Source organism: Micromonospora sp. NPDC049175 (genome assembly GCF_043197345.1).
In the GTDB taxonomy this organism is placed as follows: Bacteria; Actinomycetota; Actinomycetes; order Mycobacteriales; family Micromonosporaceae; genus Micromonospora.
Window position 1 is genome coordinate 49,869 of record NZ_JBICSY010000004.1, and the last position, 13,799, is coordinate 63,667.

Genomic DNA, 13,799 nt, shown 5'->3' on the forward strand with positions numbered 1-13,799 from the left:
CGGCCACAACGGGCGCATGACTCCTACGTCCTGGCGTACGTGGTGGCACAACCACCGGGTGCACGAGCGGACCCACGGCACCAAGCACATGGTCCACCCCGCCGTGGGACCGATGACCATCCGATACGAGGCGCTGGCACTACCCGGCGACGACGACCAGACACTCTTCATCTACACCACGGATCCCGGCAGCAGCTCACACGACGACCTGCGCCTGCTCGCGCTCTGGGCGACACAGCAGTTGTAAGCCCCAACGACCGGTCCATCCAAGGCCGCTCCCGCCCAGATCGAGGACAGCCCAACCAGGTCTCCGGGCTCAGCCTGATTCCGACGGGCGTCGATCGCTTGACAATCGGAGGGTCTCCACTGTGGACGATTCAGCGTACGAATTCTTGTGGTGGGTGGCAGCGGTCTGATCGGTGCCCATGTCGTGGACGTGCTGCGCGAGCGAGGTCATGCCGCGACCACCGTGGCGCGTTCCGCCTGTGCGGTTGGACCGGCCTTCTCGTGCACTTCGATCATGATTGATTCCACCAGCCCTGGCCGCTGCAGCCGTCGTGCGGGTGCCCTGTGCACCGGTCATTGCGGGACAGCATCGAAAGGCCACCGTTGCGTGAGGTCTGGTGACGGTTGTGCTGACCGGGGAAGGGCTGCCACAGGTTCGATCAGTGCGCATGCCGTGAGGTGTAGAGCGCCGTGGCAGGTGGTCACCGAGGCAAAGCCGTCGTTGGCGATGAACGGACCCCCGACCCCGACGCCCTGGTCAGTGGCCGTTACGTCAGCGAACCCGACTGGCGGCCGACGCGCTCGCGCATCGAGCGGTTGGCGGACGAGTTGCTCGACCGTTGCGGCGCGCTCACCGGCGTCGAGCTGACCGGGGGCCGTCCGCCGCGGTTGCCGGCGGATGACGGAGGTCTGCGCGGCGGACGGTGGTGTGCGGGGAGGTCATCCGGGTTGGGCTCCGCTCCTCGCCTGGGCGTACGCCATCAGCGCCATCGAGAACCGGCGATCCCGCTGGATCGCCGGATTCGTGCGGGCCAACTCCCGGTAGATGCCGACCGACTCCTCGGCCGGAGCCAGGGCCTCCGTGCGCCGTCCCAGCTCGGCCAGCCGGAGACTGAGGTTGCACAGCGCCTGCGCGGTGGCGGGCAGGTAGACGGCCGGGGCGGCTTCGGTCAGGTGCCGGTACAGGTCCGCGGCTTCCCGGCAGGCGGCGAGAGCGTCTTCGTGTCGGCCCACCATCGACAGGTAGACACCCACGTTGTTCAGTGACTGCGCCAGTTCGGGTAGGTACGCGGTGGGAGGTGCACCAGCCAGCTTTCGGGTCACGGCCACGGCTTCCTCGGCGAACCCGATGGCCTCCTCGCCGCGCCCCACCAGGGCCAGGAAGCCGGCGAGGTTGTTCAGCGACTGGGCCAGGTCGGGCAGGTGGCTGGCGGGCTCGGCCCGGGCCAGTTGCCGGGCGATGGACACGGCTTCCTCGGCGCAGGCCAGGGCCCGCTCCGGCTGGCCCAGCCTGTCCCACACCAGGCCGAGGTTGTGCAGCGCCTTGCCGAGGTCTCCCCGCTGCGCGGTGGGGTTGGCCGCGGCGAGCCGTCGGTGCGCGTCCACGGCTTCCTGAAGGTGGACGAGGGCCTGTTCCTGCCGGCCCAGCTCCGTCTGCGCCAGACCGAGGTTGCCCACCTGACTCGCGAAGTGCCCCAGGTAGGCGACGGCCCCGGCCTCGACCAGCCGTCGGCCGATGGCCGCGGCTTCCCCGCAGAGTGCGAGGACCTCCGTCCACCGACCCAGCGCGACGTGGACCTGACCGAGAGCGTTCAGCGACCTGGCGAGTTCGGGCAGGTACGCGGTCGGTGTGGTGTCGGCCAGTTGTCGGAACACCTCCGCGGCTTCCTGGCTGGGGGCGAGGGCCGCCGTCGGCCGGCCCAGTTTGACCAGGGTGTTGCCGAGCGCGGTCAACGACCTGGCGAGTTCAGGCAGGTACGCGGTCGGATTGGCGTCGGCCAGTTGTCGGAACGTGTCCGCGGCTTCCTGGCTGTGGGCGAGGGCCTCCTCGGGCCGGTGCAGGTGGACCAGGCTGTTCCCGAGATTCTGCAACGATCGGGCGAGTTCGGGCCCGTGGGCGGCGCGGTCGGTGTCGGTCAGACGGCGGCCGATGGTCACGGCCTCCTCGGCGAGCGCGAGTGTCGCCGCGTGGCGGCCTAGCTCCGCCAGGAGCTTGATGGCGTTGTTCAACAGCCCAGGGAGGTCGGGCAGGTAGCCGGTCGGGTCGATGTCGGCCAACAGCCGGCCGATGGTCACCGCCTCCTGGGCGTGGTCCAGGGCCTCGTCCCACCGGCCCAGGCTGCCCTGCACCGTGCCGAGGTTGTGCAGGGTTCTCGACAGGTGCGACAGGTAGGTGGCGGGATCGGACCGGGCCAGCCGGCGATATGTGTCCCCGGCCTCCTGGCTGTGGGCGAGGGCCTCTTCCGGCCGGCCCAGTTCGGACAGCACCTGCCCGAGGTTGTGCAGCGATCTCGCCAGGGCGGGCAGGTGGGTGGCGGGGTCGGCGTCGGCCAGTCGCCGGCGGATCGCCACGGCTTCGGAGATGGGTGCCAGGGCGTCGGCGTAGCGGCCGGCGTTGGCCAGTCGCCAGGAGCGGCTGGCGTGCAGGCGGGCCTGTTCCGCCGGATCGTCGGACGTGGCGAGCCGGCGCGTGATCAGGACGTCGACGACCGCGGCGGCGCCGACGTCGAGGTCGACGTGTCGGTCGCCGGGCAGCAGCGCCTCGACCGCTTCCAGCGCGGTGACGTCGACGTCGGTCATGCCGGCCAGGATGCTGAGGGTGGCGCTGCCGGCGATGATCGCGAGCTGTGGCCGGTCGCGCAGGAGTGGGAACAGGTGGGCGGGCCCGAGGTGGGGCCAGCGGGCCGCGGCGGCGGTCAGGAAGGTGACCGCCCGCGCGGTGTACGTCGCGGCTGTCGCCGGCGGCCGGGGGCGGTCCGAGGCTGGTGACGGTTGCTCGTGCAGCAGGTCGTGCAGCCGGGTGGGGGCCCACGGGTCGGCCGGGTGATCGGAGCCGGGCAGAGTGTGAGCGATGAAGTCCTCGGCCAGCCGGTCCGGGTACAGCGGTTCGAGCACGGTGGCCCGATTGGGGTCGGCGGCCGGGTAGCAGTGGCTGTGGTCGCTGATGATCCGTTCGGCGGGCAGTTCCCGCTCGACGCGGCGCAGGAGCCCGGCGGCCTCGGGGTGCGGGAGCGGGCCGGCGAGGGCGGCGGTGAAGACGGTACGGGCCATGACATCGTCGGGCGTGCCGTGGTTCAGCCCGCGGGCGCGGCCCTCGTACAGGCGGGTCCAGTGTTGACGTTCGCGGTCGAGCAGGTAGCGGGTCAGCAACGTGACCTCGGTGGGCGGCTGGGCGCCGGTCGCGCGGGTGTCGACGGCGACCAGCGCGGCGACGTGCACGGTGAGGGTGAGCCCGAACTCCGGATGACCCAGGTTGGGGAGTCGGGGGACGGCGTCCGGACCGGAGAGACCGTAGACGGCGGCGAAGCTGTCGTGGGCGGCGGTGAACATGGCCCGCCGAGCGTCCTCGTCGTCGGGCAGCGGGGCCAGGTACTGCTCGGACGTGCCGGCCTGGACGCGGGGATCGTCCAGGTTGGCGCGCAGTGCCGGCCACGTGGACGCGCCGCGTGCCACCATCAACACCCGTGCCGGTTTGTCGGCCCGGTGGAGCAGGGCGTTGCGCAGCAGCCAGAGCAGGCTGGACAGCGGGTACCGGTCGGCGTAGTCGACGATCAGCAGCACTCCCCGGTGGCGGTCCGGCCGCAGGTCCTGGCTGCCCAGCAGGGCGCTGGGCGTGCCCACGTGGGGCACCGCCGTGACGACCTTCCAGCCCTCGTCGGCGGCCTGGGCGGCGAGGTGGCCGGCCAGCCGGGTCTTGCCCCGACCGCCCGGGGCGTGCAGCCAGCGCACCGCCAGTCGCGGCCCGGTCTCCCGCCAGGTGCGCAGCTCGTCCCGTTCGGACTCGCGGCCGGTGAACGGGACCACGCGGGCGTGCGCGTTGAGCATCCGGGAGGGCATCTCGCGCAGCCAGCTCCAGTCCGGCGGGTCGGGCCGGCGGTGCTCCTCCAACAGATACAGCGGCGTCCCGTCGCCGAAGATGTGCAGGTCGGCGCCGATCACCCCGTACGCGGTGCCGGCGACGGCGGAAACCTGCTGCTGAACGAGGAGGGGGTCGACGGTCATCGGTGCTGACCCGGGTCGGGCACCGGGCCGCTCGGGTCAGCTTCCGGCAAGGTGGGGTGGTTGACGATGCTGCCGAACATCACTCCCTGAGCGGTCGCGCCGGAGGCGGTCGCGGTGATGTGCTGGATCCACTGCTGCTGCGCGGTGGGTAGCCGCGTCACCAACTCGTCACGCAGGTCACGCACGCCGTCGGCGGTGACCGGGTCTTCCTCGACCAGGTCTGACAGCCGCGTCTGCCAGGCCGGCAACAGCCGCGCGCGTACCTGGTCACGCTGGGCGGGCGGGGCTTGTTCCACCTCCGCGGCCAGGGCGTCCAGCCGCCGGATCGCGGCGGTCTCCCGTCGCGGGTCACCGCGGCCGAGGAGCCGGGCGAACCCGGAGCGTGCCCCCTGCCACACGTCCGTCGCGGCCGCCTGCACCAGGACCGCCGCCGCGGACGCGCCCAAGCCCGCCAGCCAACCGAGATCCACGTTCTCCTCCTCATCCGAGGGAATCGAGGCATTTCCACGCTAGCAAGCCGGCGCGACGCGGGGTCCGGGCTCGGGCTCCGGGATGAGTCGGGAATCGGTCGGCGCGCCGTGCCGGCTGCCGAGGCCGGAAACCCCCAGCCGATCGGCTGGGGGTTTCCGGCGTGTGCGGGTGAAGTGACCCCCTGAGACCGGACACCTCCTGATTCGGCATCCTGCCGAGGAGGAGGAAACGCTGTGGCTGGACAGAGCAAGTACCCGGAGGAGTTCCGGCCTTCCGCGCGTTTGCGCTGGTAGAAGGTCCTGGATGGGCCGTCGGGTCTGATCGCGGACAGCGCGGCGAGGTAGAACACCCGCCGCAGGCCACGGTGGTAACGCTTGGGTCGGTGCAGGTTGCCGCGTACGCGTCCGGAGTCGCGGGGTACCGGGGCAAGTCCGGCGTAGGCTGCCAGCCAGGCCGAGCTGCCGAACGCGGCGGTCAGATCCCCGCCGGTGTCGGCGAGCAGCTGGGCGCCGAGGATCGGCCCGAACCCGTTGACGCTGGTGATCCGCGCCGCGTGCGGATGGTCACCGAACACGGCGGTGATCTGCTTGTCCAGGTCCTTGATCTCGCGGTCCAGGTCGAGCAGCTGCGCGGCGAGGCCTGGACCTCACCGTGTACCCGGCAGGAGAACTGGGAGAACTCACCCCAGGGTTGGCCGCGGGTCGGTGGTCACCCGTGGCGGCTCAACGGCCGCCCCACCGCCCAATGGTCACGCCCCGGCGTGACGCCGGCGGTGACGTCCTGACGCTCGAGATGATCATGCTCGGGTCGGCCGCGGTGTCGGCTGACAGTGCGGCCGCCGTGACCGCGTTCGGGCACCGCCGCCCGTGACCGCACGTCCCCTGCCGGAGCTTCCGCCCGTCCGGCCAGCAGGTGGTGGCTACGCTGACGATCATGGCGGGGATGGGGTGGCGGTCACGGCTTGGCCGTACAGCTGCGGCGGGGACGGCGATCGCTCTGGCGCTGGTGGCGGCCGGCTATGGCTGGGGTCTGTACGTGGACCGTCGACAAGCAGCCGAGGCTGTCAAGGCCAAGACGGTGCTGATGGCCTATCTGGAGCGGGTCCGCAACGAGGACTTCCATGGGGCCTACCTGCTGCTGTGCAGTGACGTGTTGGAGGGCTATTCCGAGGCCCAGCACGAGGAGTTCCTACGGACGCAGCCCTCGCTTGCCAGCTTTCGCCTCGAAGGGCCGGAACGACGATCTAGCCTCGAAGGCGCATTTCTCGTCTACCGAGCCAGCCTGACATCGACTGACGGAGCAAACCAGGTCAACGGCTTTGCAGTCGCGCTGTACTCCGACCGTGACCCGCTGGTCTGCGACGCGTCCGACTGGCGCAGAGAGTGGGTGAGTGACTAACTGGGTGACGACCGGTACGAGCGACAGTGGACTTCCAGGGGCCGAAATGGACGGACTCCGCGGGTACGCGCAGATGGCTATGCAGGTCGGCAAGCTGTGTCGGTTGCCGGGGGGCAAGGGGTCGTCAATTCCCTGCTCCACCGCAACCACTCTTCGGGGCAGCGGCCGCGTGTGCAGCTGCGTCAGGTCCAACAGGGGCCGAAAGCCATCGTCACCGCTTCCGCAGGAAGGCGTAGACGATCCTGTTGGAGGCGAATTCCGAAACGTTGACGAGGTCCCAACCGAACTGGCCGAGGAACTCGGCGGCAGCAACCGCCTCAGTGACCTGGCCGCCGCCCAGTCCGTGATGAGACACCACGGCCAGCAGGCGATAGGGGTACGTCCGAAGATCGGCCCGGCCCTGCAGAACCGCCCGGGCGGTGACTGTGCGGGTCCGGGTGATTTGCTCCGGGCTCTCTGCGGCGGCCATACCCGGCACCATAGTGGCTCGTCGCTCGGGCAGTCTGCCAGCTTCGCAGCCGGTATGTTCGGGACGTGTCTGCGTCGGCCGGTGTTTCTCGTCCTGTCGTGGCGCTCGTTGCGGTGCTGGCCACTGCCGCCTGTGACGGTGCCTCGGCTCCGGTGGGTGCGTCGAGCGCCGGGCCGGCCACGAGTGGCGTTGCCTCCACCGCACCTGCCGCCTCGGTCGGCCCCGTCTACCGTGCTCAGGATCTGGAGCTGTGTAAGCGTACTGATCTTCGGCCGTTGGCGGAGTTGTCACTGACGGTGGCCCGCACCGATCCGACGCCGCCGCTGGGGCGCCCGGGTGTGGCGTGTCTGTTCGACTTGCGGACGAAGGACGGGCATGAGGCGAGCCTGCGGGTGGAGGCGTCCACGCCGGCCAGCGCGGAGGAGGCGCGGTTGCTCTACCGGTCCACGGGGCGGGTGACGGTGATGACTCCGGCCGGCGGCATCACCGGTGTGGGCGACGAGGCCGAGGCCTTCACCAGGCGTTCCGAGCCCGGCTACAAGTACGCCGAGTACATGGTCAACGCGCGGACGGGCAACCTGGTGGTGAAGGTCTGGTTGGCTGTCGGTGGTGCCTCGTACGTCGCCACCGAAACGCTCGCGCCGAAGGCGCTGACGTTGCTCAGGGCGACGCAGGCGGCCGTACCCACGGTGTGATGTGTTCGTTGGTCATCCCCGGACGGCTTCCGGCCAGCGCCCACCGGGTAGCTTCGAGTGGTCGCCGACCTGCGTGGCGATGTCCCGGATGTTGCCCAGCGCGTCGATGAAGCGCTGGCCGATGGTGAGCAGAACGTCCAGGCCGGCGGTGACCAGCTCTCCGATCGACTTGGCGAGGGTGGAGATGGCCCACGGTAGGTCGATGACGGTTGCCCCTTCAGATGCTGCCTGCGCCAGTTTGCCGACCAGTCCTGTGACGATCTTCGCGAGTTCGACGGCGTAGTCGACGTTCGCTTTGGCGATCGTGAACAGCCACTGGCTGATGAACTCCGATTTGACGACGGACTCGTCGACCGCGGCTTTCTGCTTGAGTGCCTTGGCGTGGTAGGAGCTCGCGGCGTCGCCGGTCCACTTGGGCAGGTTCTCGTTTTTCGGGTCGGTGGTGGTGGAGGAGAGTTCGGAGACCGGTGTCTTCACGTCGTTGACCCAGCGGAAGCTGGCCTCGATCAGCGAAAGCACCGGCAGTTGATGCTCCAAGGCATGCTCGACGCGATCGAGAATGGCATCCAGCCCTGCTCGGGTGGTGTCCAGGCTGTGTTTGATCCACAAGAGTGCTGCCGGTCCGAGGAGCCACTTCCACTGCTGTACCTGCTCGACGATCTCGTTGAATTTCGCGATCGCCGTGTCGGTGCCGGAGCGGATGTGGTCGAACGCCTTGTTGTACGGTTCCCCGTACTCAAGATCACTGTTGCCTGGCTGCATCGGTTGCTCCGTGCCCTCTCCGAACGTCGCGCGGCGGATCGCTAGGCCGTGTAGATCTTGTTGAGGTCCAGTGAGACGACCTCGTCGGCCCGGTCGTACTCGTCGGCGATGTGGCGCAGGGCCTTGCCCACCTGTTCGAATTCGGTCACGGCTCCGTTCAGGACGGCGACCATGAAGGTGTGGAAGTCGTTGTACGCCAGCGAATGGATTTGGGCGTTCGCGTCGCCGATGAAGAAGGCTGACGGGTCGAGGCGCAGCTGCTCCGCGGCGACCTTGATGGCGGCGACCTGGTCCGACAGTGTCAGCCACTTACCTCCCTCATCACGTAGGGAGTCCGTGATGACATTCAGTGCAACCATCTCACTACCTCACGATCCGGTCCGCTCGGCGCTGGCCAGGGCGAACGCGCGGAAGAGGGAATGGGCTTCGAACTGCAGCTGACCTGCGTCTGCCCGTGCGATCCGCCCGACGTCGCCGGTGATGCCGGTGATACCGCCTCCACGGAGGCGCAACGTCAGACAGCCGTTGGGGCTGGACATGCTGGACTCGTCCGTCCGCCGGGGCAAGCGAGCCGCAGCGTCCAACTCCGCGTCGAGGTCGTCCAGCGTCCGCCAGGTGTCGCGCAGCCAGGTGTGCTCGTCGACGTCCCGATCGGGGCTCCTGTCCAGCGGTTTCCGTTCCGGGGCTGCAGGACCACTCTCCCGATCCTCCGCCTGCAGATGAAGGAGCGCCGCCAATTCGAGGGCAGCCTGCACGGCGGCGACGTACGCCTCGAAGAGAGCATCGGCGAACCCGCTGGGGCCCAGCCGGCTGCGCCAGTCACGAGCGATCGTGACAGCTGAGACCTCCCGCTGGGTGTCGACGACCACGCGGACGGAGCCGGTCTGGTCGCCCCCGGAGCACCCCTCGGGTCGCATTTCACGTCCCGTCTCGCGCAGCGCACGATCGGCCTGCTCGCGCAGGGCGGAATCGTCGCCCAGGAAGTCCAGACTCGCCAGTTTGAGGCGTTCATGCCTGCTGCCCTGCTGCATTCGCCCCCCGGCTTCCTGCTCGGTCAACGCTTTCCGTGATGCGCCCGCCACGGCGAGGTAGGACCACGGTACGTGAATGACCAAGGTCCGGGGACCCCGGCGCTGAGCTGGTGCGGTGACCACATACGTTTACCGGCTTGGTGGCCCCGCGGTGAGTTTGTCGCCACTGCTGCCGGGCAGGCCGTCTTACCATCGCGGCATGAAGATCGTCGTGGATGACCTGTCCGGGCCTAAGATCAAGGCGCTTTTGCAGGAGCACCTCGATGAAATGCGAGCGGTCAGCTCGCCCGAGAGCAAGCATGCCCTTGACCTCGACGGGCTGCGCCAGCCCGCAGTGACCTTCTGGTCGGTCTACGACGGTGACGAACTCGTGGGCTGTGGAGCTCTCAGGAAGCTGGACAACACGAGCGCTGAACTCAAGTCGATGCGGACCGCCCGGACCGCGAAGCGGCGGGGAGTGGCCTCCGCGCTTCTCCAACACGTCTTGGCAGAGGCCCGCCGGCGCGGCTTCACCCGGCTATACCTGGAGACCGGCGCGGATGACCATTTCGCGCCGGCGCGGGCGCTCTACGCGAAGTACGGATTCACCCGATGCGAGCCGTTCGCCGACTACCCAGAGGACCCGAACAGCGTGCATATGACCAAAGTCCTGTAGTCGAGGCTGTCACAGGGCCCGATGTTCAGGCGGCTTTCCTGCGGCGCGGCCCCAGCGTTGCTGGCGTTCGCTGCGGACGCGGTGCGCGTTCGCGGCGTTGTGCGGCCAGGCGCCGTCCTCGCCGTCGGCGACTGCTGCGGCCGGAAGCCGGCGAAGAGCAGGTTGCGCTGCTTCTCGATGAGCACCGAGTGACGTTCCTCCTGGCCGACCACGAACTCGTACCGCTTGACGAGCTCGACCGACAGGCTTCCCCAGAACTTGCTGAACGAGAACGTCACCAGGACTGGCACCTGCTTCATCCGGCTGTCGTAATGGTCGGAAGCGCGCGACAAGCGGCAGAAGAGTGTGTCGACGGCTCCACGCTCTCGCGACCGCTTGTGATCAGTGTGCAACGACGACGGTGCGTACGACGCCATCAGCAGGTCTCGGATGCTCGTCGAAGGCCGAACCAGATCACACCCGGTAGTACTGCACGATGCAGAACTCGTTGTCCTCCGGGTCGGTCATGACGAGGACGGCGCCCTCTTGGTAGTCATGCCGTTCACCTGTCCACCGCCCGCCCAACATCCCGATCCGATCGACCGCTTCGTCAACGTCGGTAACGGCGATGTCGAGGTGTAGTCGCGTCTTGCCGGCCTTGGGCTCCGGGACCGGCTGGAATGTCAGCACCGGGCCGCCCCCGGCGACAGTGACGCGCCGCCAACCCGGAAGAGACTCCGTCACGCGTCCTCCAAGCACCACGGACCAGAAGTCAGCCAGTCGCTGCGGATCCCGGCAGTCGACCGTGACTCCGGCAAGTCGGCCCAGTGTCTCCACGACACCGACCATAGCGGGAATATGCAGCCCGATCCCAACGGCAATACGCCGTGGAGCGCAGTCAGAGATACGACGCCGATGCGACGTGGACTGATGACTCCGGCGGCATGCTCGCTCCGTGCATCAACAGAGGAGCGCAACACAGCCGACAGCCATCGTCGTCTATCCGGTGGGGAGGCCCCACCGTGCGTGAGACACCATTTGTGGCCTCTCGGCTGCACGCCCTGAGTGGGTTGCTGTACGTCCTGTCGTTCGCCGCCGCGATGCTCCTCCCAGGGCTGATCAGTTCACCCGGCGAGCCGCTGGTTACGCCGTACTCGTCCGACGCCGATGTCCAACAGTTCCTCAATAGCGGCTCACCCAGCGCACCGGTTGGCGCGTTCTTCCAGGCGCTGGCAGCGGTCGCACTGCTGGTGTTCACCGCGTACGTCGCCGTCACGATGCGCCGGCGGGGCGACGTCGGCCGAGCCGCTGGGCTGGCGCATGCCTCCGGTGCGGTCGCCTCCGCGCTGCTGCTGTCGTCGGCGGCCGTTCAATGGATCATGTCTCGTCCCGGCAGCGGATCGGATCTGCGGGTCTTCCGGTTCGCCATGGACCTCGCCTTCATGACCGGCGGTCCCTTGCACATCGTGACGCTCGGCCTGTTCGTCGGCGCCGCCTCCGCCGCCATGCTGCGGACCAGGGCGCTGCCGAGCTGGCTCGGAAGACTGGGATTCGGCATCGCGACGCTGTGCGTACTCGCGATCTTCTCGCTGCTGGCCTCCGCGGCGTCGGTCTTCATCCCGGCCGGAAGGTTCATCGGCTTCATCTGGTTCGCCGCCGCCAGCGTCCTGCTGGCACGACGCGGCCGACTCGCACCCGATCCGGTCGACCTGGCGCGCACGCGATGAGCGGACGAGTTCCTACCGCCCTGCTCGTCACGGCCCTGTTGGTGACCATGGCTCTCACGCCAGGCAGCAGCGCAGCGGGCGCGTCGGTGGCGCCATCGGAGGTGTCCACGGGTCCGGCGTGGGTCTCTGGGCCGAGCCCATTCGGCGCCTGCCCTTCGGCCGCTCTTGACGATCTCCTACCCGCCGGCGCGCTCGAACCGACGGTCGCCGCCAACCCCCGGAAACGTCAGCAGCTGGTGTCGGTGTGGACACAGGACCGGTTCAGAGGACTGGTCGCTGGGGTGAGCGCCGACGGCGGCCACAGTTGGCGGCGGGTGCTGATTCCGGGGACGAGCCGATGCACGGGCGGGACCTTCGACTACGTCGATGACGTGTGGCTGTCATTCGGCCCAACCGGCATGCTGCATCTGTCGGCGCATGTGTTCGACGCACCCGAGACCACACCCAGCGGACTCATCACGGCCCGATCCCTCGACGGCGGTCTCACCTGGAGTAAACCGGTCCTCGTGGTGGCGGAGCGCGATCCGGACGGCGGGACGTACGTCGGTGGGGCGATCGTGGCTGATCCGAAGGACCCCGCACGCGTCTACACGGTCGTACCGAAGATCATGGAACCCGACCAGGAGGGCGAGCCGTTCCGCGCAGCGGTGGCCTTCGCCGCCAGCGGCGATGCCGGACGCACCTGGCGGGCGCGGCAGATCTATGAGCCGGGGGAGAACCGGCTGACCACCGGACACCAGATCGTGGTGCTCCCCAACGGGACCCTTGTCGACTCCTTCACCCTGTTCGACCTCGCCGGCGAGCGGCCCACCCGGCACGTTGCCGTGATGCGGTCGCAGGACCGTGGCGCCACCTGGTCACCTCCCCACCTGGTAGCCGAGATGCGGTCGGCCGGCGTCAGCGATCCGCAGTCGCCGGGGGACCAGGTCTCCAGCGGCAGCGCCGCGCTCGTCGACGCGGCGGTCGATCCGGCCAGCGGGCGGATCTACCTGGTCTGGCAGGACGCCCGCTTCAGCGGCGGGCAGGCGGACGCAATCGCACTGTCCGTGTCGGACGACGGCGGGCGCCACTGGTCCACGCCGGTAAAGGTCAACCGCAGCCCGACGTACGTCCCGATCGGCAACCAACAGGCATTCACCGCATCCGTTGCAGTCGCCGCCGACCATACCGTCGCGGTCGACTACTCCGATTTTCGTCACGACGACCCCGCCGGGGCGCTATGGACCGATCGTTGGCTGGTGACCTGTCGCCCGACACCCAAGCTTGATTGCGCGACCGGGGTTGGGTTCGACACCGAGGTAAGACTCACCAAAGAGCCATTCGACATGCGGCGTGCCCCCTTCCTGAATGAAGTCGGCCCCCCGGGTTTTTTCCTCGGTGACTACGCCGGCCTGACCAGCGCCGGACCACACGACTTCGTCGCCACGTTCTCCCAACCCGACCCGGTGGCGTCCCCGCGCGTCGCCGCCGTACGGGTCCGGAACGCCAACCGATAGCCGCGTGGTGGCTGGCCGGGTGACGACCGGCGTGGCCGAGGCAGGACGTCCACGGGCGCCGGTGGTGAGGGCGTGCCATGTCTAGGGCCGGCGGGGGAAGCCGATGTCGTCGAAGAGTGAGTAGTGGTCGGCGAAGGCTTCGACGGCGCGCTGGGCGGCGGCTACGGTCTCGTCCACGGTGGTGAGTTCCTCGGTGGTGCGCATGACCGTGTGCTCGCCGGCTGGATACTTGAACACTGGCTTAAGGAGGTCGACATCGATCCCAGCGGTCAGCGTGAAACCGTCCTCGCGGAGCGTCAGCCGCAGGTAGAGGCGGATCTCGGAAGGGTAGTCCGTGACCTCCGCCGGGAGGTGCGGCAGCCTGATCGTTAGGGCGTCAAACTCCAGATGTCCGCCGGGCGATGGCTGGCCCACCCCGTCGTGCGGGTCGAACAGGAGCCGACTGCCCCAAATCATCACCTCATCATCCGTGCCATCGAACCGGCCGCGCATGCCGTCGGCGGTTGGCACGAAGAGGTCGTAGTTGAGGTAAAGCTCGGTGAAGGTGCGCTCGATCGCCCATGACGCCTCGGTCAGCCCCCGGAGCAAAACAGCCATCGCTGAACTCACCGACTCCATGGCGGCCGACTCTACGGCAGTTCCCGAATCACCTGGCCGCCTGCCAACGAGGTGCCAGTATGCGGTGCCACGAACGGGCGATACCCGGCGGCGACGAGCTTGCGGGCCATGATCATTCCGACGGCGAAGCGGGGCAGGACGATCATCCGCCAGCCGGCGTCGCTCTTGGTCCAGGGCTGGCGGAACAAGCCTTGGCGTCCCGCCGGAACCGTTCACGCGCTGAACCCACGGCGTGGTCCGCGGCGAGCGACCCGATGCCTCTGGTCGGGAA

The 13,799-nt window shown here is 68.8% G+C and carries 17 protein-coding genes and 1 pseudogene; 7 read left to right on the forward strand and 11 right to left on the reverse strand.

Annotated features, from left to right (window positions below):
• Positions 1–16: 16 nt before the first annotated feature.
• A complete protein-coding gene (locus ACGFH8_RS17435; RefSeq protein ID WP_393368060.1) occupies positions 17–247 on the forward strand; it encodes a hypothetical protein in 231 nt (76 codons plus the stop codon).
• Positions 248–397: 150 nt separating this feature from the next.
• Complete coding sequence (locus ACGFH8_RS17440) at positions 398–874, forward strand: hypothetical protein (RefSeq protein WP_393368062.1); 477 nt, start codon at positions 398–400, stop codon at positions 872–874.
• A gap of 71 nt (positions 875–945) precedes the next feature.
• On the opposite strand, the gene ACGFH8_RS17445 is transcribed toward ACGFH8_RS17440, so the two are convergent.
• The 3 genes and pseudogenes from ACGFH8_RS17445 to ACGFH8_RS17455 form a co-directional block, all read right to left on the reverse strand.
• Positions 946–4,227, reverse strand: a complete 3,282-nt coding sequence (locus tag ACGFH8_RS17445; RefSeq protein WP_393368064.1) for a tetratricopeptide repeat protein — start codon at positions 4,225–4,227, stop codon at positions 946–948.
• The gene (locus ACGFH8_RS17450; protein WP_393368066.1) at positions 4,224–4,697 is read right to left on the reverse strand and encodes a hypothetical protein; all 474 of its coding nucleotides are present in this window, start codon (positions 4,695–4,697) and stop codon (positions 4,224–4,226) included. Before ACGFH8_RS17450 ends, ACGFH8_RS17445 begins: the two co-directional genes overlap by 4 nt.
• Before the next feature lie 236 nt (positions 4,698–4,933).
• Positions 4,934–5,335, reverse strand: a pseudogene (locus ACGFH8_RS17455) (transposase); the annotation flags it as partial.
• Between the two features lie 296 nt (positions 5,336–5,631).
• On the opposite strand from ACGFH8_RS17455, the gene ACGFH8_RS17460 reads away from it, so the two are divergent.
• Positions 5,632–6,096, forward strand: a complete 465-nt coding sequence (locus ACGFH8_RS17460; RefSeq protein WP_393368068.1) for a hypothetical protein — start codon at positions 5,632–5,634, stop codon at positions 6,094–6,096.
• 211 nt (positions 6,097–6,307) lie between these two features.
• On the opposite strand, the gene ACGFH8_RS17465 is transcribed toward ACGFH8_RS17460, so the two are convergent.
• Positions 6,308–6,565, reverse strand: a complete 258-nt coding sequence (locus ACGFH8_RS17465; protein WP_393368070.1) for a transcriptional regulator — start codon at positions 6,563–6,565, stop codon at positions 6,308–6,310.
• 275 nt (positions 6,566–6,840) lie between these two features.
• Here ACGFH8_RS17465 and ACGFH8_RS17470 point away from each other — a divergent pair, with 275 nt between their 5' ends.
• Complete coding sequence (locus ACGFH8_RS17470; RefSeq protein ID WP_393368071.1) at positions 6,841–7,260, forward strand: hypothetical protein; 420 nt, start codon at positions 6,841–6,843, stop codon at positions 7,258–7,260.
• Between the two features lie 12 nt (positions 7,261–7,272).
• Here ACGFH8_RS17470 and ACGFH8_RS17475 read toward each other — a convergent pair whose 3' ends face one another.
• Genes ACGFH8_RS17475 through ACGFH8_RS17485 form a run of 3 tightly spaced genes read right to left on the reverse strand, consistent with a single transcriptional unit; the run spans position 7,273 to position 9,080 of the window.
• Entirely contained in the window at positions 7,273–8,022 is a 750-nt protein-coding gene (locus ACGFH8_RS17475; protein ID WP_393368073.1) for a hypothetical protein, read from the reverse strand.
• Between the two features lie 41 nt (positions 8,023–8,063).
• Complete coding sequence (locus ACGFH8_RS17480) at positions 8,064–8,381, reverse strand: hypothetical protein (protein WP_393368075.1); 318 nt, start codon at positions 8,379–8,381, stop codon at positions 8,064–8,066.
• 9 nt (positions 8,382–8,390) lie between these two features.
• Entirely contained in the window at positions 8,391–9,080 is a 690-nt protein-coding gene (locus ACGFH8_RS17485) for a hypothetical protein (protein ID WP_393368076.1), read from the reverse strand.
• A 172-nt stretch (positions 9,081–9,252) separates the two neighbouring features.
• Between ACGFH8_RS17485 and ACGFH8_RS17490 the strand changes: the two genes are divergently transcribed.
• Positions 9,253–9,708 carry a GNAT family N-acetyltransferase gene (locus ACGFH8_RS17490; RefSeq protein ID WP_393368078.1) on the forward strand — a complete coding sequence of 152 codons (456 nt, stop codon included), beginning with the start codon at positions 9,253–9,255 and terminating at the stop codon, positions 9,706–9,708.
• On the opposite strand, the gene ACGFH8_RS17495 is transcribed toward ACGFH8_RS17490, so the two are convergent.
• Entirely contained in the window at positions 9,663–10,007 is a 345-nt protein-coding gene (locus ACGFH8_RS17495; protein ID WP_393368079.1) for a hypothetical protein, read from the reverse strand. The two genes, ACGFH8_RS17490 and ACGFH8_RS17495, sit on opposite strands and share 46 nt — an antisense overlap.
• A 154-nt stretch (positions 10,008–10,161) precedes the next feature.
• Positions 10,162–10,536 carry a VOC family protein gene (locus ACGFH8_RS17500; protein ID WP_393368081.1) on the reverse strand — a complete coding sequence of 125 codons (375 nt, stop codon included), beginning with the start codon at positions 10,534–10,536 and terminating at the stop codon, positions 10,162–10,164.
• A 173-nt stretch (positions 10,537–10,709) separates the two neighbouring features.
• Between ACGFH8_RS17500 and ACGFH8_RS17505 the strand changes: the two genes are divergently transcribed.
• Positions 10,710–11,414: a hypothetical protein gene (locus ACGFH8_RS17505; RefSeq protein WP_393368082.1), complete on the forward strand. Its 705-nt coding sequence runs from the start codon at positions 10,710–10,712 to the stop codon at positions 11,412–11,414.
• A 281-nt stretch (positions 11,415–11,695) separates the two neighbouring features.
• On the forward strand, positions 11,696–12,910 hold the full coding sequence (locus ACGFH8_RS17510) for a sialidase family protein (RefSeq protein ID WP_393368083.1): 1,215 nt from the start codon (positions 11,696–11,698) through the stop codon (positions 12,908–12,910).
• Between the two features lie 81 nt (positions 12,911–12,991).
• Here ACGFH8_RS17510 and ACGFH8_RS17515 read toward each other — a convergent pair whose 3' ends face one another.
• Entirely contained in the window at positions 12,992–13,528 is a 537-nt protein-coding gene (locus tag ACGFH8_RS17515) for a hypothetical protein (protein ID WP_393368085.1), read from the reverse strand.
• A gap of 11 nt (positions 13,529–13,539) precedes the next feature.
• A complete protein-coding gene (locus ACGFH8_RS17520) occupies positions 13,540–13,716 on the reverse strand; it encodes a hypothetical protein (protein WP_393368086.1) in 177 nt (58 codons plus the stop codon).
• Between the last annotated feature and the right edge of the window lie 83 nt (positions 13,717–13,799).

Bases quoted from the DNA above. Each gene is read 5' to 3' on its own strand.
- ACGFH8_RS17435 (WP_393368060.1), top strand. From the start codon at position 17: ATGACTCCTACGTCCTGGCGTACGTGGTGGCACAACCACCGGGTGCAC.
- ACGFH8_RS17445 (WP_393368064.1), bottom strand. From the start codon at position 4,227: ATGACCGTCGACCCCCTCCTCGTTCAGCAGCAGGTTTCCGCCGTCGCC.
- ACGFH8_RS17460 (WP_393368068.1), top strand. From the start codon at position 5,632: ATGGCGGGGATGGGGTGGCGGTCACGGCTTGGCCGTACAGCTGCGGCG.
- ACGFH8_RS17465 (WP_393368070.1), bottom strand. From the start codon at position 6,565: ATGGCCGCCGCAGAGAGCCCGGAGCAAATCACCCGGACCCGCACAGTC.
- ACGFH8_RS17475 (WP_393368073.1), bottom strand. From the start codon at position 8,022: ATGCAGCCAGGCAACAGTGATCTTGAGTACGGGGAACCGTACAACAAG.
- ACGFH8_RS17480 (WP_393368075.1), bottom strand. From the start codon at position 8,381: ATGGTTGCACTGAATGTCATCACGGACTCCCTACGTGATGAGGGAGGT.
- ACGFH8_RS17490 (WP_393368078.1), top strand. From the start codon at position 9,253: ATGAAGATCGTCGTGGATGACCTGTCCGGGCCTAAGATCAAGGCGCTT.
- ACGFH8_RS17495 (WP_393368079.1), bottom strand. From the start codon at position 10,007: ATGAAGCAGGTGCCAGTCCTGGTGACGTTCTCGTTCAGCAAGTTCTGG.
- ACGFH8_RS17500 (WP_393368081.1), bottom strand. From the start codon at position 10,536: ATGGTCGGTGTCGTGGAGACACTGGGCCGACTTGCCGGAGTCACGGTC.
- ACGFH8_RS17515 (WP_393368085.1), bottom strand. From the start codon at position 13,528: ATGGAGTCGGTGAGTTCAGCGATGGCTGTTTTGCTCCGGGGGCTGACC.